Origin of the sequence: Paenibacillus mucilaginosus 3016, assembly GCF_000250655.1 — a bacterium.
Taxonomy (GTDB): Bacteria; Bacillota; Bacilli; order Paenibacillales; family NBRC-103111; genus Paenibacillus_G; species Paenibacillus_G mucilaginosus.
This window is the reverse complement of the sequence record NC_016935.1, coordinates 8008689-8025658: the sequence shown is the minus strand read 5'-3', so window position 1 is coordinate 8025658 and position 16970 is coordinate 8008689. Positions and strand designations below refer to the sequence as shown.

18 protein-coding genes and 1 pseudogene are annotated in these 16970 nt (G+C 57.9%); 16 read left to right on the top strand and 3 right to left on the bottom strand.

What is annotated here, in order from left to right; all coding sequences use genetic code 11:
• Nucleotides 1-123: 123 nt before the first annotated feature.
• Both PM3016_RS33375 and PM3016_RS33370 read left to right on the top strand, forming a co-directional pair.
• A pseudogene (locus tag PM3016_RS33375) lies at nt 124-863 on the top strand (ThuA domain-containing protein).
• Nucleotides 864-1095: 232 nt separating this feature from the next.
• A complete protein-coding gene (locus tag PM3016_RS33370) occupies nt 1096-2367 on the top strand; it encodes a sensor histidine kinase (RefSeq protein WP_014372438.1) in 1272 nt (423 codons plus the stop codon).
• 176 nt (nt 2368-2543) lie between these two features.
• Here PM3016_RS33370 and namA read toward each other — a convergent pair whose 3' ends face one another.
• Nucleotides 2544-3599 carry an NADPH dehydrogenase NamA gene (gene namA, locus PM3016_RS33365; protein WP_187297987.1) on the bottom strand — a complete coding sequence of 352 codons (1056 nt, stop codon included), beginning with the start codon at nt 3597-3599 and terminating at the stop codon, nt 2544-2546.
• Between the two features lie 172 nt (nt 3600-3771).
• A complete protein-coding gene (locus PM3016_RS39010) occupies nt 3772-4374 on the bottom strand; it encodes a hypothetical protein (protein ID WP_238540389.1) in 603 nt (200 codons plus the stop codon).
• 355 nt (nt 4375-4729) lie between these two features.
• Here PM3016_RS39010 and PM3016_RS33355 point away from each other — a divergent pair, with 355 nt between their 5' ends.
• The 11 genes from PM3016_RS33355 (at nt 4730) to PM3016_RS33305 (ending at nt 12772) form a co-directional block, all read left to right on the top strand.
• Nucleotides 4730-5020, top strand: a complete 291-nt coding sequence (locus PM3016_RS33355; RefSeq protein ID WP_010494821.1) for a YerC/YecD family TrpR-related protein — start codon at nt 4730-4732, stop codon at nt 5018-5020.
• 224 nt (nt 5021-5244) lie between these two features.
• Complete coding sequence (locus PM3016_RS33350) at nt 5245-6021, top strand: sirohydrochlorin chelatase (protein ID WP_013920904.1); 777 nt, start codon at nt 5245-5247, stop codon at nt 6019-6021.
• Between the two features lie 8 nt (nt 6022-6029).
• Nucleotides 6030-7055, top strand: a complete 1026-nt coding sequence (locus PM3016_RS33345) for a diacylglycerol kinase (protein ID WP_013920903.1) — start codon at nt 6030-6032, stop codon at nt 7053-7055.
• Nucleotides 6994-8499, top strand: a complete 1506-nt coding sequence (rlmD, locus tag PM3016_RS33340) for a 23S rRNA (uracil(1939)-C(5))-methyltransferase RlmD (protein WP_014372434.1) — start codon at nt 6994-6996, stop codon at nt 8497-8499. Before PM3016_RS33345 ends, rlmD begins: the two co-directional genes overlap by 62 nt.
• Complete coding sequence (locus PM3016_RS33335; RefSeq protein ID WP_014372433.1) at nt 8499-8951, top strand: NUDIX domain-containing protein; 453 nt, start codon at nt 8499-8501, stop codon at nt 8949-8951. The genes rlmD and PM3016_RS33335 overlap by 1 nt, the downstream gene beginning before the upstream one ends.
• 33 nt (nt 8952-8984) lie before the next feature.
• Nucleotides 8985-9437, top strand: coding sequence for a HEAT repeat domain-containing protein (locus PM3016_RS33330; protein ID WP_013920900.1), 453 nt, complete (start codon nt 8985-8987; stop codon nt 9435-9437).
• Between the two features lie 137 nt (nt 9438-9574).
• Nucleotides 9575-9757 (top strand): DUF3934 family protein, encoded by a 183-nt coding sequence (locus PM3016_RS33325; protein WP_164923415.1) that lies wholly within the window; start codon nt 9575-9577, stop codon nt 9755-9757.
• 63 nt (nt 9758-9820) lie between these two features.
• Nucleotides 9821-10108 (top strand): hypothetical protein, encoded by a 288-nt coding sequence (locus PM3016_RS33320; RefSeq protein WP_014652896.1) that lies wholly within the window; start codon nt 9821-9823, stop codon nt 10106-10108.
• 245 nt (nt 10109-10353) lie between these two features.
• Nucleotides 10354-10923, top strand: coding sequence for an SF0329 family protein (locus PM3016_RS33315; protein WP_014372431.1), 570 nt, complete (start codon nt 10354-10356; stop codon nt 10921-10923).
• A 268-nt stretch (nt 10924-11191) separates the two neighbouring features.
• On the top strand, nt 11192-12253 hold the full coding sequence (locus PM3016_RS33310) for a suppressor of fused domain protein (protein ID WP_014372430.1): 1062 nt from the start codon (nt 11192-11194) through the stop codon (nt 12251-12253).
• Nucleotides 12254-12283: 30 nt separating this feature from the next.
• Nucleotides 12284-12772 carry a hypothetical protein gene (locus PM3016_RS33305; RefSeq protein ID WP_014372429.1) on the top strand — a complete coding sequence of 163 codons (489 nt, stop codon included), beginning with the start codon at nt 12284-12286 and terminating at the stop codon, nt 12770-12772.
• A gap of 766 nt (nt 12773-13538) precedes the next feature.
• Here the strand turns inward: PM3016_RS33305 and PM3016_RS33295 are convergent.
• Nucleotides 13539-13943 (bottom strand): MFS transporter, encoded by a 405-nt coding sequence (locus PM3016_RS33295; protein WP_081484355.1) that lies wholly within the window; start codon nt 13941-13943, stop codon nt 13539-13541.
• A gap of 162 nt (nt 13944-14105) precedes the next feature.
• Here PM3016_RS33295 and PM3016_RS33290 point away from each other — a divergent pair, with 162 nt between their 5' ends.
• The 3 genes from PM3016_RS33290 to PM3016_RS33280 all read left to right on the top strand — a co-directional run bounded on the left by PM3016_RS33290 (nt 14106) and on the right by PM3016_RS33280 (nt 16838).
• On the top strand, nt 14106-15035 hold the full coding sequence (locus PM3016_RS33290) for a helix-turn-helix domain-containing protein (RefSeq protein ID WP_014372426.1): 930 nt from the start codon (nt 14106-14108) through the stop codon (nt 15033-15035).
• Nucleotides 15036-15098: 63 nt separating this feature from the next.
• Entirely contained in the window at nt 15099-15599 is a 501-nt protein-coding gene (locus tag PM3016_RS33285) for a topoisomerase DNA-binding C4 zinc finger domain-containing protein (protein ID WP_238540388.1), read from the top strand.
• A 195-nt stretch (nt 15600-15794) separates the two neighbouring features.
• Nucleotides 15795-16838, top strand: coding sequence for a glycosyltransferase family 4 protein (locus tag PM3016_RS33280; RefSeq protein WP_014372424.1), 1044 nt, complete (start codon nt 15795-15797; stop codon nt 16836-16838).
• Nucleotides 16839-16970: the final 132 nt, after the last annotated feature.

Here is a 16970-nt window from a genome sequence, read left to right as displayed (position 1 = left end):
TTTGCATAAGACCCCGGCAGGATCGAGCATATCTTTTTGGGTAAAGAATCAATATACTCAGAGGTATCGAATCACAGCAAGCACAATCCTAACCACAACAACCAAACCTTGGAGGGATCCGACATGGCACAATCCAAACTGCGTGTGACGATCTGGAACGAATTCCGTCATGAGAAGAAAAATGAGAAAGTCCGCGCCGTCTACCCGAACGGCATTCATACCGCGATCGGCGAAGGGCTGGGCGACGAGGTGGAAGTTACGTATGCCACCCTCGATGAGCCGGAACACGGCCTGACCCAGGAAGTGCTCGACAACACCGACGTCCTCTTCTGGTGGGGCCATATCGCGCACCACGAAGTGAGCGACGAAGTCGTGAAGCGCGTCCAGGACCGCGTCCTGCACGGGATGGGCCTGATCGTGCTGCACTCCGGCCACTTCTCCAAGATTTTCAAAACGCTCATGGGCACTTCCTGCGACCTCAAGTGGCGCGAAGCCGACGAGAAAGAGCGCATCTGGGTCGTGAACCCGGGTACCCGATCGTCGAAGGCATCGGCGAGTACATCGAGTTCGAGGAAGAAGAAATGTACGGCGAGCACTTCGACATCCCGGCACCGGATGAGCTCATCATGGTATCGTGGTTCGAGGGCGGCGAAGTGTTCCGCAGCGGCTGCACGTTCACCCGCGGCCAAGGGAAGATCTTCTACTTCCGTCCGGGCCACGAGACGTATCCGACGTTCTACAACGAGCAGGTGCGCCGCGTTCTCTCCAACGCCGTGAAGTGGGCAGCCCCGTCGACGCGTGAGTATCCGAAGTACGGCAACCACAAGCCGCTGGAAGCGATTAAGGCCAAGACCAACGCGTAACAAAAATTTTTGTGCACTTTTGTCAGGCTCGGACGGCCCCCGGAGGGGTGCCCGTTCCGGGCCGTTTTTGCTATACTAAGGTTCGGTAGCATACCCTTGTGGACGTGGGTTCACCGGGTATTTACATAGATGGGAAACACATCCAGGGGCACCGGAAGTACAACAATGAAACAGACCGGTTGGGGGTCTGATGGCTTTCGGGAGAGGCTCATCCAAAAGAAGAGGGATAGAGATGCTGACCAGCTTGTTTAGCAACATTCTGTTTTTGATCTTCCCTATCTTTTTGTTTCAGGTATTCTGGGAGGGGAGGCGGCGCTTCAACCAGGACGGTCCTGTCATGCTGATGCTTGGGGCAGGTGCGATGCTGCTCTGCATGAATTTTCCCGTGGTGATGTCGGACGGGTACTACTTTGATTTCCGGTTTACGGTGCTGGCGATTGCGGCACTGTATGGAAGCCTGCGCCATTCGGCCGTGCTTGTGGGGGTTATGGTGGCCTACCGCTGGTGGATGGGGGGCGACGGGTTCTTCGGCCAGCTGTTCATTCTGGCGCTGCTCTTCCCGCTGCTGATGCTTGCGCGCAGGAAGTTCACCTCGCGTCCGCCCGCGGTCCGGATGATATTGGTGATCGCCCTGTCGATCGCCCCGGTGCCGATGCTGCTGTTCGGCAAACCGCTGATCTTTCAGGACGTCCTCCTGACCTGGGAGCTGGTCGAACAGTTCCTGACGGTGATGGGAATCCAGGCTGTGGGGACATGGATCGTGATCTATTTCATCGAAAAGGACATTGAAGCCCATGCGATCCGCCGGGAGATCCGGCAGGCCGAGAAGATGCGGGTGATCAGCGACCTGGCGGCCAGCGTGTCCCACGAGGTGCGCAATCCGCTGACGGTGGCCCGGGGGTTCCTGCAGCTGCTGCTGACCTCGGCGAAGTCCGAGAAGGAGAGCCGGTTCATGACGCTCGCGCTGGAAGAACTCGACCGGGCGCAGGAGATCATTGGCGATTACCTGGCTTACGCCAAGCCGGATGCGGACCGGCTCGAGGAGCTTGAGGTCGAAGACGAGATCCGCTACGTTAGCGGGGTGCTGCAGCCCTATGCGCTGTTCGGGGAAGTCGAGATCGAGACGGACTGTCCGGAGCATAACTGGGTGCTCGGCGAACGGCAGAAGTTCCGTCAATGCCTGATCAATCTCGTCAAAAATTCCATCGAGGCCATGCCCGAAGGAGGCAAGCTGCGAATCGGGATTCATGCGCTGCAGAACAAGGTGGAAGTGCGGATCCGCGACAACGGTACGGGGATGACGCCGGAGGAAGTCAGCCGGCTCGGCAAGGCCTTCTATACCACGAAGGAGAGAGGGACCGGGCTCGGCACCATGGTCGCCTTCAGCATCATCAAGGCGATGAACGGCAGGATCGACATTCACAGCAAGAAGGGTGCGGGCACGGAATTCACGATTGTGCTGCCCAAAGTAAATCCGGCGGAAAAGTTTGGAAGCGCTGTCTGACGCAAGAAACCCTTCTGCATATCAAAAAGAGGCACCGGACCGGCAAGCGCTGCAGATGGCGAAGGGGCGGGAAGGCATCAATACATAGGCAATAAAAAGCCGGAGTGCTCCCGCTCCGTTCCTCCGGTGAGAGGGCGGATGCGGAGAGGCGCTCCGGCTTTGTTCAATTCAAACGATTACCAGCCCCGGCCGTACTGCGTTGGTCCTTCGATCTCCACGCGGAGCGCCTTGGCGGCCGTGCGCGGCCAGTACGGATCGCGGAGCAGCTCGCGTCCGAGGAACACGAGATCGGCGCGCTCGTTCTGCAGAATCTCCTCAGCCTGCTGCGCTTCGGTGATCAGGCCCACCGCCCCGGTGGCGATCCCGGCTTCGCGGCGGATCTTCTCCGCGAGCGGCACCTGGTAGCCCGGGAACGGCTTGATGGCCGCCGGTACGGTTCCTCCCGACGAGCAGTCGATGAGGTCGACGCCTTGGTCCTTCATGAGGCGGGCGTAGTAGGCATAGTCATCCGGCGTGTTGCCTTCCGGATGGTACTCGTTCGTGGAGACGCGGACGAACAGCGGGCCGTCCCACACGGTCTTCACGCCGTCGATGACTTCGCGGAGGAAGCGGTAGCGCTTGTCGCGGTCTCCGCCGTATCCGTCTTCGCGGCGGTTGCTCAGCGGCGAGAGGAACTCGTTGATGAGGTAGCCGTGCGCGCCGTGAATCTCGATGACGTCATAGCCGGCTTCCTTCGCCCGGCGTGCGGCCTGCACGAACGCTTCGATCGTCTCGGCGACGCCCTCGGAGCTCAGCGCTTCCGGCGTGCGGGACTTCTCGTCGAACGGGATCGCCGACGGGGCGACGATCGCTCCCGGCACTTCGCTCTTACGTCCGGCGTGGGCGATCTGGATGCCGATCTTCGAGCCCTGGCCGTGCACGAGGCGGACGAGCTCGCGGTGGCCCTCCACGTGAGCATCGCTCCAGATGCCGAGGTCGTGCACGGAGATGCGGCCCTGCGGAGTGACCGCCGAAGCCTCGACGATGAGCAGGCCGACCTGGCCCACCGCACGCGCCGGATAGTGAATTTTATGCCAATCCTGGACAAGGCCGGATTCATCCATGCACGAATACATGCACATCGGAGACATCACGATCCGGTTCTTCAGGGTCAGTCCTTTGATGGTAAACGGGGTAAACAGCATTGAATCCTCCACATCCTTCTCTTCGGTAATTTGGTTAGTATGTAACATGAGGTGCCATGCTTACTTTAGTTTAGCAGAAAGGGGCCCGGTATGGCAAAACGCACACCGGGTTTAGGTTCACCCGGCGCGTGGAACAATAGGAAGCATATACCAGCTGCAGCCGCTCAGCACGAAGAGCCGCACCGGCGTCACACCGGTGCGGCTATCCTGCTAACTTACTCTAGCGCTTCGTGCTTCTGCGGCGGCGTCCGCGTACGGGGCCTTTGCGCTTGCGGCGTTTGCGGCGTGTACCGGCCAGCCCGTCGCCGTCGTCCGAAGCCTCCGCATCGCTCTTCTTGCCCTTGCCGAAGGAGCCGAGCAGCAGCTTGATCATCGGGGCCATCTGCGACATGCTCTGCACCACGGTCTGCACCTTACCGAATGTGCTGACGATGCCTTCCACGCCGCCCAGCCGGTCGACGATGTCCTTGATCTGGCCGATGTTGAAGGAGCCGGTGCCTCCACCGCCGCCGCCGAGCAGGCCTGCCAGCCCGCCACCGCCGGCCTGGCCTCCGCCACCGCCGCCGAACAGCCCGCCGAGGCCGCCTCCGCCGCTCTGCGGCACGAGGGCCTGCGTGGCCGGCAGCTGGCCGCCCAGGCCTGGATAGTCCGCTCCGCCACCGCCGGTGAAGTCGCCGCCGGGCGCCGCGCCCTGCAGGAAGCTGCGGGTGTGGGCCCGCTGCAGGCCGGGGTACCGGCCGTCATAATAATTCGAGGAGCGTGCCGCATAGTGCCTTGTGTCCCGCGCTCCGCCGTTGCCGATCGTTTGTCTCCGATAATTCATGGTTTCACAACCTTTTTTTTCATAGTCTTGTCGCATATTGAGGGGCATCGTGCTTTCCTCTGCAGTCGGTTTCCTTGTATACTGTATGTGATAGGCGAATGAACGGTATGGACTCCTGTCACGGGTGACAGGGATTTTTGCCCATCAGGCGGTTTAGTCCGTCACCGCAGGAAAATTGTAACGTTTCGCCAACCTAAAGGAAGGAATCTCGTCCCGGTTGTCGAATATGTTCAAGATTGCAAGAAATTATGTTCAAAATTGTGTTCGGAATTATGTTCAGATCCAGCAGCCTCTGACGTCCTTCCGGATGGCAGAACGCGGATTATCAGCAGACCATCAAGGGGTTGAAGGAACCATGCAACTGAAGAAGTTGAACGACAAGGCGATTGATCAGCTGTTCGAGGCGATCCTTACGCTGAAGGATATAGAAGAATGCTATGTATTTTTTGACGACCTGTGCACGGTGAACGAGATCCAATCGCTCTCCCAGCGGCTTGAGGTGGCACGTATGCTCCGCAAGGGCAATACATACAACCAGATCGAAGCGGAGACGGGCGCCTCGACGGCGACGATCTCGCGCGTGAAGCGGTGCCTCAACTACGGCAATGACGGGTACAAAATGACGCTGGAGCGGCTCGGCCGATAGATCCGGGTCAGCCAGGCAAGGTACATGAACGGAAGGCGGGGCGCTCTTTTTTCTCTGCAGTGGTGCGGGGGAAGGGCGCCCTGCCCAGCGTTCCAAGGCGTGCGGCTGTACCGCACCACCGTCCCGTCTCCCAGGCCGAGCGGGATTTTTGGCGTTGTCTTGGGCAGGAATAGGGACGGGCTGCAACATTAGGCGGACCCGGAGGGTGTCAGGAGGGATACGGCGTGGTAAAATACGGTATATTAGTGATAAGTCACGGCTCCCGGAGCGCGGATTGGGTGCGCCTCGTCGACGAAGCGGTCGATGCGGTGCAGCTGCCGGACGGGGTGCCGATCTATTCTTCCTTCCTCGAGATCGTGGAAGGGCGGCTCATCCAGGACGGGATCACCCATCTGGAGAGCCTGGGCTGCACGGACCTCGTCGTTGTGCCCCTGTTCGTCTCTTCGGGCAGTACGCACATTGACGAGATTTCGTATGCCCTCGGCGTGAAGGATGCGCCGCTGCTGCCGACCGACATGGAGCCGTTTGAGATCCGGGCGCGGGTACATATGGCCGATCCGATGGACGACGACGCGGAAGTGGCGGAGATTCTGCAGGGCAAGGTCAGCCCGCTGTCCGAAGACCCGCCGCGGGAGATCCTGCTGCTCGTGGGCCACGGGAGCATCGAGAAGGGCTTCCACCTCCAGTGGCGCCGGGTGCTTGAGGGGCTTGCAGTGCGGATCCAGGCGCTCGGCGGCTATGCCGAAGCGGACTATGCGATGCTGCTGCCGGACCAGACGGCGTTCAAGATGCGGCTGTGGAAGAAGCAGAGACCGGACTGCCGGGTGATCGTGGCGCCGGTGTTTCTGAGCGAGGGCTATTTTACACGAGAAGTGATTCCTGAGCGGCTGGCCGGCTGGGAGTACCGGTACAACGGGGCGGCGATGCTGCCTCATCCGGGCATCTCCCGCTGGATCGAGCGCCGGGCCTTATCCTATATCAACTTCGAAATGAACGGGTGAGAGAGAGAATGGCAAAACGGGCAAGGCTGATCTACAATCCCTCCTCGGGGCGGGAGGAGATGCGCAAGCGGCTGCCGGACGTGCTGCAGCGCCTCGAGCGCGGGGGCCTCGAGACGAGCACACATGCGACTATCGGCGAAGGGGACGCCACCCTGGCGGCGGCCGAAGCGGTCGAGCGGGGCTTCGATATCATCATCGCGGCCGGCGGGGACGGCACGCTGTATGAGGTCATCAACGGGATGGCCGAGAAGGATTACCGTCCGCCCCTCGGGATTATTCCGCTGGGGACGACGAACGATTTTGCCCGGGCGCTGAACATTCCCCGGAACTGGGACGCCGCCGTGGATGTGATCCTGCGCCAGCACTCTCGGGTGATCGACGTGGGCAAGGTGAACCAGCGGTACTTCATCAATATTGCGGGCGGCGGGTCGATGACCGAGCTCACGTACGAGGTGCCGAGCAAGCTCAAGACGATGATCGGCCAGCTGGCTTATTATATGAAGGGGCTCGAGAAGCTGCCGCGCCTGCGGCCCATCGAGCTGTACATCAAGACCGCGGAGGTGGAGCTTCACGAGGAGGTCATGCTGTTCCTCATCTCGAACTCCAACTCCGTCGGCGGGTTCGAGCGCCTGGCGCCGGACGCATCGCTGAGCGACGGCATGTTCGACGTGCTCGTGCTGCGCAAGTGCAACCTCGCGGAGTTCATCCGTGTCGTGACCCTGGCGCTGCGCGGCGAGCATCTCGCCGACCCGAACGTCATCTACCTGCAGACGAAGCAGATCCAGGTCACGTCCCCGGACTACGTGCAGGTCAACCTGGACGGCGAGTTCGGCGGCACGCTGCCGTGCGTATTCACCAACCTGCCGCAGCACCTGCATATTTTTGTGGATGAAACCGGGCAGTCTACGTATAAGACCCCAGCGATCAACCTGATGAAGCTGCCTTGGAAAACGAAACCCGGAGTGGACGAAGATGACGAGATCGAAGAAACCGACAACGAGAACGAAAACTACCGATACAAAATCAAACCATAAACGGCCGGGCCGCCCCGCCGGGGCCGAAGACCTCAGCGGACTGCCGGTCGCCAAGAATGAAGACTATACTGCCGATATCGTCGGTATCGGCCACGAGGGGGAAGGGGTAGGCCGTGTGAATGGCTATACCCTTTTTGTGCCTGGGGCGCTGCCGGGGGAGAAGGTGCGGGTCAAGGTCGTCAAGGTCAAGAAGCAGTACGGCTACGCCAAGCTGCTCGAGGTTCTGGAAGCGAGCCCGGACCGCATCGATGCCCCGTGCCCGATCTACAAACAGTGCGGCGGCTGCCAACTCCAGCACCTGAGCTACGAGGCCCAGATGCGCTGGAAGCGCCAGCTCGTCATCGACAACCTGACGCGCATCGGCAAGCTGCAGGTCGTGGGCGAGCGCGAGGAGGGCATCATCGTGCACCCTACGCTCGGCATGAGCGACCCTTGGCGCTACCGCAACAAGGCGCAGGTACCCATCGGCCTCGCCGAGACCGAAGAGGGCGGCCTGGTCGGCGGCTTCTACGCCCAGGGCAGCCACCGGATCATCGACATGGAGGCCTGTCTCATCCAGCATGAGAACAACGACGCCGTTGTCGGCGCTGTGAAGAAGATCGCCCGCGAGCTCGGCATCCGCCCGTACAGCGAAGAGACCGGCCGCGGCCTGCTGCGCCACGTCATCGCCCGCTACGGCTTCAACACGGGCGAGATCATGGTCGTGCTCGTGACCAACGGCCGCGACCTGCCGCATGCGGACGAGCTCACCGGCCTGATCCGCCGCGACGTGCCGGGCGTGACCAGCATCGTGCAGAACATCAACACCCGCGAGACCAACGTGATCTTCGGTGACGAGACGCGCACCCTCTGGGGCAGCGACGTCATCTACGACACGATCGGCGACATCCGCTTCGCCATCTCGGCCCGGTCCTTCTACCAGGTGAACCCGGTGCAGACCGAGGTGCTCTACGGCAAGGCGCTCGAATACGCGGCGCTCACGGGCCGGGAGACCGTCATCGATGCCTACTGCGGCATCGGGACGATCTCGCTCTTCCTCGCGCAGAAGGCCGACCAGGTCTACGGCGTCGAGATCGTGCCGGAGGCCATCGAGGACGCGCGGGCGAACGCGCGGCTGAACGGCATCCGCAACGCGAGCTTCGAGGCCGGCCCGGCCGAGGTCGTCATCCCGGCGTGGCGCGGGAAGGGCATCGCCCCCGACGTCATCGTCGTCGACCCGCCGCGCAAGGGCTGCGACCCCGCGCTGCTCGAGACGATCCTCGCCATGCGGCCGGAGCGCGTGGTGTACGTCTCCTGTAACCCGTCGACCCTGGCCCGCGACCTGCGCGTGCTCGAGGACGGCGGCTTCCGCACCGTGCAGGTGCAGCCGGTGGACATGTTCCCGCACACGGTGCATGTGGAGAGCGTCGCGGTATTGGTCCGCGGGGAAGCGGGGGAGGCCTAATGGCGAAGACTCCTGCTCCTGCAGCTGAGGCTGCCGCGTCGGTTACTCCCCGAATGGGTGTAGGCGCCGCCATCGTCAATGAGAACCAGGAGATTCTCCTCGTGCTGCGCAATCGAGAGCCGGAGAAGGATACCTGGAGCATTCCCGGCGGCAAGCTCGACACCTATGAACGGCTCGAGGACTGTGTCGTCCGGGAGATCAAGGAAGAAGTGAATCTCGATATCCAGGTGAGATGCCTGCTCTGCATGGCCGAGACGATCCGGCCCGAGCGGGACGAGCACTGGGTGTCGGCCCTCTACGAAGCTGAGATCCTAGGCGGCGAGCTGCGCAACATGGAGGAAGGCGGGGCCATCGGCGACATTCGCTGGTTCCCGCTCGATGCGCTTCCGGCCAACCTGGCCTGTTTTACTGTCCCGGCGATCGAGCAGCTGCTTAACCGAATGAATCGTTAACCATACCAACCAACCCAAAGGAGACTGAATCGATTGAGTAACCAAGATGTGCAGTATGAACTGCCCGAAAACTATGATGAACTGAAAAAAGCCGCCAACCGCACCTCGAACTGGAGAGAGCGCCTCGCCGCGGTGGAGGAGCTGGGCAAGTACAACACCGACCAGACGATTAACGTGCTGAAGCATGTCCTGCGGGGCGATGCGGTGTTCCCGGTACAGGAAGCGGCGTTCCGCAAGCTGAGAGCGTTCGGCGAAGACGTCAAGCTGCCGCCGCGCAAGAAGGGCGAGCTCGTGAAGGGCGCGAACAAAGTGTTCCTGCGCCTGAAGAAGAGTCTGCCGGAAGGCCATACGTACGAGGAGTTCAAGGAGAAGCTGCAGAAGACCCGCACCGATGTCTACGACACCTACGAGGGCGAGAAGGGCGAGGAGTTCGACGCCTGGCTCCAAGGCGAGTGGGCCGGCCTGGTGACGACGAAGCAGCAGTAAGCCAGGGGCAAGCGCAACGACACAACATCTTGGCAGGGGTCCAGGGCAAGGAGAGAGAGGGCTGCGTCAATCGGCAGGTTGGCCGGCCCAGGACTCTTAGAAGTAACCTACCCAGCATATACTATGGAGTGATGAACCTGAGTAAAGCAAAAGGCAAGGGCGGCACAGGCCGGGGCACCGACAAGAAGGGCTGGAACCGCTGGCAGGCCAGCGCCAACCGGCTCAAGAGCAGACCGAAGCCGTATAAGAGCAAGGGCACCAAGAACCCGGACAGCACCGCCGCTTCCAGCCATCCTACAAGCGATAAATCCGACAAGTAATCAGCCTGCTCGTGCAATAACCAAATTAATCAATGAGGTGGTCATTTGAGAAAGCAAAAGCCAATGTCGTTCGACGATCTGCTGAAGGAACTGCAAGGACAGAAGACCGTAGAGGAAGATCCGAATCACGTTTCCCTGGATAAGCTGTTCAACGAATCGTTCATGAGCAAGCACTCCAGCTTCAACAACTTCGCGGACTTCCTGGAGAAAGGCAACTTCCAGGCGCAAACGCATGAGGAGATTAACAACCTGCATGGGGAGCTGTTCGACCGGCATGTGAACCGGGAGACGGGGTTCGACAGCTGGCAGGCGATGCTGGATGCAGCGACGAAGGCGTATGAGGGGAAGTAGCAGGGAGAGCATGATGCCCAAACGGGGATGATGTTTCCGTTTACGGCACATGTGGAGTGCGTATGATTGATGGAATGGAGGGGCCAGCCTAAATAGGCTGCGCCCCTTATTTTGCCATGCTCTACAGTAAACAGAATAAATGAATGTAAGATACAAAGTGATTCAATAAACTGTCTCATTATTCAAAAAGAAAGCCTGACAGCCGCAAAGTACTGGTGGTAGGCTTTGAGAACATAGGAGAATACATGTCCTGGAGCAAAGTGAAGCAAAATCTGGAGGGTTTCCTCTGTCCTGCGTTATATGGAAGGGTCGAATACCGGGCAACCGGTTACCGTTATTTGCCTGATAAATCTGGGATTTGCTATATTGCCGTAGATAAAAAGAACGTACTTAATATGAGTGATATAACTAGCTCAATCAGATGGTATCAGACGGAGCAGGAAATTAAGAATGATCCAGATCTCCAAATTCCTATCAACCATGAAGAAATGGAAGCGGTCAGAAAAGATACCAAGGGAATCGTTCCGGAGGATCGTTTAATCGTAATTGCAAGAAGTAGAAAAATATCAGAATATGCAAAGGAGCTTTTGTCAGCACAGGCCTCATTAAGCAGATCAAATTTTGTCGTTGCAGCTAATCAGTTTTTGTCCATTTCTATAGAGGAAAGCTTGGAGAGTAAGGATATCTTATTGAATATTCTAGCTTTAGTGGACAGACGAGTTGGAAAAAAGCGAATAGTAAACATGACCGAGAAGATGAAGTTAAAGCATCCAGCTGTGCAGTATTTTTATGAACTACGGCGTAGTACGGTATGAAAGTAGATAAATCTCGCTGAACACTCGACACAGGTGGAGTGCTTTTCACTATTCGTTTCATCGGATCTGGAGCCGTAACGGGTGGAAGGCACAGGATAAAGAAGTGGAACAAGTGCTTACTTTGATCAATAGGCGATAAAGTGTGTGTTATGGAGCCATCATCCGCTCGGGTGATGGCTCTTTCCTTATGAATTGATAGACCAATAAAAGGAAGAATAGATTCGCTTTTGATATAATAGGCATATTGCACCTATGGGGAGGAACAACAATGAGTGAAGAAGCACAATCTCACGGCTGGGACGCCATTGACCAGGCGATGTCCAAGCTCTACGGAGATCAGGAAGAGAAGCATTACGGAACGATGATTCCATATAATCTGGGAGGCCCCGATCCGCTCGACGGCATCAGCGCCTACAAGGCCGAACAGCCTCTGCCTCATTGGCATATCGTGACATACGGATTTTCGGAGTTATACGAAAAGGAATCGGACGATGCCGAGCACAGCGGCTATGGATTTGAATTGACCATGCGGCTCAAGCGTGGGGAAGCGGAGGAGGAGCCTCCGGGCTGGGCGCTCAATCTGCTGCAGAATATGGGCAGATATGTGTTCCGCAGCGGGAATATCTTCCGGTCGGGTGATTACCTGGACGCGAACGGTCCGATCTGCCTTGGGTCGGATACGAAGCTGACGGCGCTGGCTTTCGTCGAGGATCCCGAGCTTCCGGCCATGGACACGCCGAACGGACAGGTACAGTTCCTGCAGATGGTCGGCATCACCTGCGACGAACTCGAAGCGATGCAGACGTGGAATACACTCGGCGTGCTGGAGACTTGTGAGGAACACATGCCGCTTTACATAACGGATTTGGAGCGGGATTCCTTCCTGCAAAGGCCGGCTATCGCCGAAGCGGTGCAAAGAGGGATGGAAAGAGACGGTTCCAGCACCGGCTTCTTATATGTCGATCAGTTGGGCTGGGAGCCGGCCAAGAAGCGTCTGCTCGGCAGGACTCCCGCTGTGGTCAGGCTGGGCGCCAAGCAGGCAGGGATCGTCGGCAAGATGCTGGCCGGCCGCATTTTGAAAGGAAAATCGCTGTATATGTCCGGACCGGATATTCAGGTCGTATGGGAGCCGGGGGAGAAGCCGGGCTTCGAGGAAGAGGAGGACGAGATTCGGATCAAGCTCGACGAAGCGAGCGCCGCCGAACTGTCCGGGAAGCTGCAGCCGAAGGAAGGCGTGATCGTGCTGTCTTCCTTCAAAGGGATGATTCTGCACATCGTTCCCACCCATATTAAAGACCAGGACGGCAATATCGTATCGACGATCGGCTAACCGCGGATGCCGTATAATAAGGAGCAGAACATGAGTCATTATCCTACTGATATTGAAGAATTTCATAATGCCCTCCTGGGGCTGAAAGGCATAACGGGAATCGAAAGCGGAGTCGAGAATCTCGAGCCGATCGATACGGAGATGCTGGGGTACAGCGCGTGCGCCCATCTTCCCCATGCCGCTCTGCTGCGCACGGGAGGCGGGCTGGAGCAGGAGGTGCTGATCCAGTTTGAGATCGCCTTCGACTATTCGCCGGAAAGTCTGCAATCCGTGGAGTTTCTGGCCTGGTGGGTGAGGGACTGTGCGCGGAGCGGGACGAAGGTCCAGTTCAGGCCCTTCGCTCTTCCGCCGGAGACTCCCCTCGGGAGGCAGCTGGGCACGACGCTGAAATGGCATATGGACCTCTTCGTCGATGGCGTCGAAGAGAGCCTGGAGCCGGCTTTGAAAGAGGTTCGACGGCTTCATCATTCGCTGGAGACAGCGATCCGGCTGTATGATATCCCGCTGAAGGATCAGTAGGACTTAGGGAGATGGACATGCGGGTGCCGACGATCCGTAGAGCGGGGAATCGGTACGAATGAAGGAAAGACGAAGAGGAGATGCGCGAAGCATCTCCTCTTCGTTGTATTGGCGGATGGCCGCCGCCACTCGGTTAGAACGTCTTCCCTCTTCTTTTCAAGTAAATATCAATGATAAGGCCAATCAGGAACCAACGAAGTAAACCAGATAGATTCCTTCAAATGGTTCAAAGAAGCGGATGCTTGAGAAGTCGAGCGTCTTGTAGTGCAGAACAGTATACACGAAGGACAAAAAAATAGGCAGAACCCATAAGCTGATGGAATTGGCGATATACTTGTTTCTCCGGCTCAGCTCGATCACCTCACCATGTATGCCACCCACTGGTCCGCTGGTAATTATGCAGCAGTTCGTAGTGCTCTTTGCACATGAGCTGTTTCATTCGGGCCTTGTATCTGCGCTGCAGCAGCTCTCTTACACCCTTGCACTCTTTGGAGTAGTGGACACTTTTGATTCCCTTGCGTACCTCCCTGAGCTTCTCCCGTCTGGTCCTTGTGCTTCTTGGAAGGTACTTCTCCATCGAACATCTTCATCCCCGCTGCGCCGGGTCAGATTATGGCCTGCGGCCATGGACAGCGGCGCGGCTAATAGAAGAAGACCTTGGGATTGAACATGCTACCCCCTCCTGCTGGTTGCTATGCGATCATTTTATCATATATTTACCATATGTTTCCACTTTGTCGGACCGTTATGTGCCGCCATCTACTGTCTAGCTGCGCTCAGACACTGCCGCCGGGTTGCCGGCAACCGGAGCATAGAGCTGGAGCTTGGCATACAGGATGCCAAGTCCCATCATCAAGGCGGCTGCGCCGAACAACAGCAGGCTCCCGCCCCATGGATAGAGAAGGCTGCCGATCATCGGCGCTGCGGCCATCCCCAGGTAGCGTACGAAGTTGTACACCCCGATGGCGGTCGCCCGCTCCTGCACGAATTCCCCGGCGAGCAGCGTGGGAGGGACAGACATGGTAAGACCTGCCGTGAAGCCGACAATGGCGAGGGAGACAAGCAGCCCGAGGAGTGAATACTCCGCTGCCAGCATGAACAGCAGTAGGCTTAGCAGAGCGAGGGAGAAGGTGACCAGGATGCTTTTGACGGAGCCGAGCCTCGCTTGGATGCCGCAAAATTAGGAACCGAATTCTGCGGCTGTCGCTGGGTTCGGTTTCATTTTTGGCAGTTTCCTGTGGCAAGTACTGTAAAACGACCAGGTTCATACCGATAAACAAGGTAACGTGTAATACATAGCTTACTTTTACTGAAAGCGGGGCTGCTTACCGATATGTCACAGAAATACGTATCCACCTCGGCGCTGGCGAAAGAAATGAGTATGCCGGCCAAAGAACTATTCCAGATCCTTCTGACCAAAGGGCTGATTCAACGGGAAAATGAGAATTGGACCCTCACCGATCAGGGGAAGGAAGCCGGCGGGATCATGAAGACCCACCCCCAATACGGAACTTATATAGCTTGGGATGAAAGTATGACGGACAAGCTTGTTTCTGCTGCCGAAGAGGAGAAGCTGCTTAACGCTACGGCGCTCAGTAAGCATTTTAATGTCTCGAAGTTCCGGATGAATCCAATCTTGTCGGAGCTTGGCATGATCCAGAAGTCCGTGAAGGGATGGACGGTGACCAAGCTGGGGGAGAGCCTGGGCGGCAGACAGTTCGAGCATGCGCAGACGGGGATTCCATCCGTGTCTTGGAACCCTAGCATTCTGACGAATAAGCGGCTGCTTGAGACGATCCAATCGGTACAGGGAAATACAGTGACGGAAAGCGGAGATGCGGAGGAACAGGTGGACGAGCCGGCCGTTCAGGAACAGGAAGCACCGAAAGCCGCCGCGGCGCCGGTAGGCTTCCGGGATAAATTCGAAGCCAAGCATCGGACTGCGGATGGGCACTATGTGCGTTCCCGGGCCGAGATGCTGATTGACAACTGGCTCTACATGTCCGAGATCGTCCACGCTTACGAACGAAAGCTGCCTATTGAAGAGGACGTGTACTGCGACTTTTATCTGCCCGTCGGCAAAGTGTACATCGAATACTGGGGACTGGAGAATGACGAGAGATACAGGGAGCGTAAGAAGGTCAAGCTGGACATCTATGAGAAGTACGGGTTCAAACTGATCGAGCTGGAAGACGCGGATATTCAGAATCTGGATGACGTGCTGCCGAGGAAGCTGCTGAAGTTCGGGATTCAAGCCTATTAAGATGGATGAGAGCGAGGACAGAATATGAACATGTCTACTGATCTGGGAAGCATAGTAAAAGGAATGATCTTACAACCGCTGCTGTTTGTAGGTATGATCATCGTGTTATATGCGCTGCTATGGTTGGTTGTGTACTCGAAGGTGGGACGCGTGATTCCGGAGAAGGTGATCACCCTGATCGGTTTGGTTGGCGGTTACTTTGTATTCATGGCTTGTATGGATCGCTTCGACCAAATCAGAGAGCTCGTTGCGCGCCGAAGCGAAGTGAATTGGATGCTGGGAGCTGTTGTCGTGGTGGCTGTGATCGGCGTAGTGTGGCTGCTGTTCAAGAAGCCGGCTCGGAGGAAGGAAGCGCCGCAAGATCAGCCCTTGAATACAGCTGCGACCTCGGAGATGAGGCAGCCGGAACAAAATACGGCCCCAGCCGGTGTCCAGGAGCACAAAGAAGTGAGCGTAACCTGCAGCTGCGGCGCTCCCATGGTCGTCCGCAAAAGCAGGGAAGGTCGAAGCTTCTATGGCTGTTCAACATTCCCCGGCTGCCGGCATACGAAGTCGATAAGCTAGCTTTTTACTAGGATAGGTCATATCAACAACGGGCTCAGCCGCCGCGGCAGGGTCTTTTTTTTGCTCAACCATCCCCCACAAACCCAAGCCCGACGCGGCTTGAGCTTCATTTTCCCATTCGGTTACTACAGTTAAACAGAGGTGTAATGCCTAATTCTTGTATGCCATGAACTTTCAGAAAGGAAGGTCATCCCTATGAGAATTGCCATTCTATCCCCCATTGCCTGGCGAACGCCGCCCCGCCACTATGGACCCTGGGAGCGGGTCGTGTCCCTTCTGATGGAGGGGCTGGTCAAGGAGAATATGGATGTGACCCTCTACGCGACCGGCGATTCCGTTACCTCGGCCAAGCTGAGAGGCGTGTGCGCAAGACCCTACGAAGAGGACCGGGAGATCGATCCGAAGGTATGGGAATGCCTGCACATCTCGGCGCTCATGGAGCAGGCGGAGGAATACGACATCATTCACAACCACTATGACTTTCTGCCTCTATCCTACAGCGGCCTGATCGACACGCCGATGGTGACCACGATCCATGGCTTTTCTTCCCCCAAGATCCTGCCCGTCTACCGCAAATACAATCAGAAGACCCACTACGTCTCGATCAGCGACGCGGACCGGCATCCGGACCTGAAGTATATCCGGACGGTTTATCATGGGATCGATCTGGAGAACTTCGCGTTCCAGCCTGGTCCCGGCGAGTATCTGGCGTACTTCGGGCGCATTCATCCGGACAAAGGCACACGTGAGGCGATCGAGGCGGCCAAGCAGGCCGGCATGAAGCTGCTCATCGCAGGGATTATCCAGGACCGGGATTATTATGAGCGCTATGTCGCACCCGAGCTCAGTGGAGATATCCGGTATATCGGCTCGGTCGGCCCGGCGGAACGCAATGAGGTTCTCGGCAGGGCGTATGCGCTGCTGCACCCGATCTACTTCGACGAGCCGTTCGGCCTCAGTGTCGTGGAAGCGATGGCCTGCGGCACGCCGGTGCTGGCCTTCCGCCGCGGCTCGATGCCCGAGCTGATCCAGGATGGCAGGAACGACTATATCGTCTCCGGCGTGAACGAAATGGTGGAGCGCCTCGCGGATATCGCCGGGATCTCCCGGGAAGGCTGCCGCCGTAGGGTAGAAGAGCGATTCACCCGGGAGCGGATGGTACGCGACTATATCAGCGTCTACCGTGAGATCCTGGAGGCCCGGAAGGCGCCGGAGCGGAGGGAGCCAGCGATGAGCTGAGTGCGGCGGGGGCAAGATGTCAGATTCCATCAGCCGGGCATGCGCAAGCACGATTCATCGAACGAAAGAGGAACCGGACAAGGGCCGATCAGGCCGGTCTGGTTCTTTGTTTTTCTCGACTGGCGATGAGCC

Excerpts from the sequence above, each read along its gene's own strand:
- PM3016_RS33355 (WP_010494821.1), top strand. The coding sequence starts at position 4,730 with ATGCAACTGAAGAAGTTGAACGACAAGGCGATTGATCAGCTGTTCGAG.
- PM3016_RS33310 (WP_014372430.1), top strand. The coding sequence starts at position 11,192 with ATGAGTGAAGAAGCACAATCTCACGGCTGGGACGCCATTGACCAGGCG.
- PM3016_RS39010 (WP_238540389.1), bottom strand. The coding sequence starts at position 4,374 with ATGAATTATCGGAGACAAACGATCGGCAACGGCGGAGCGCGGGACACA.
- PM3016_RS33320 (WP_014652896.1), top strand. The coding sequence starts at position 9,821 with ATGTCGTTCGACGATCTGCTGAAGGAACTGCAAGGACAGAAGACCGTA.
- PM3016_RS33305 (WP_014372429.1), top strand. The coding sequence starts at position 12,284 with ATGAGTCATTATCCTACTGATATTGAAGAATTTCATAATGCCCTCCTG.
- PM3016_RS33315 (WP_014372431.1), top strand. The coding sequence starts at position 10,354 with ATGTCCTGGAGCAAAGTGAAGCAAAATCTGGAGGGTTTCCTCTGTCCT.
- PM3016_RS33345 (WP_013920903.1), top strand. The coding sequence starts at position 6,030 with ATGGCAAAACGGGCAAGGCTGATCTACAATCCCTCCTCGGGGCGGGAG.
- namA (WP_187297987.1), bottom strand. The coding sequence starts at position 3,599 with ATGTTACATACTAACCAAATTACCGAAGAGAAGGATGTGGAGGATTCA.
- PM3016_RS33335 (WP_014372433.1), top strand. The coding sequence starts at position 8,499 with ATGGCGAAGACTCCTGCTCCTGCAGCTGAGGCTGCCGCGTCGGTTACT.
- PM3016_RS33290 (WP_014372426.1), top strand. The coding sequence starts at position 14,106 with ATGTCACAGAAATACGTATCCACCTCGGCGCTGGCGAAAGAAATGAGT.
- PM3016_RS33370 (WP_014372438.1), top strand. The coding sequence starts at position 1,096 with ATGCTGACCAGCTTGTTTAGCAACATTCTGTTTTTGATCTTCCCTATC.
- rlmD (WP_014372434.1), top strand. The coding sequence starts at position 6,994 with ATGACGAGATCGAAGAAACCGACAACGAGAACGAAAACTACCGATACA.
- PM3016_RS33280 (WP_014372424.1), top strand. The coding sequence starts at position 15,795 with ATGAGAATTGCCATTCTATCCCCCATTGCCTGGCGAACGCCGCCCCGC.
- PM3016_RS33285 (WP_238540388.1), top strand. The coding sequence starts at position 15,099 with ATGATCTTACAACCGCTGCTGTTTGTAGGTATGATCATCGTGTTATAT.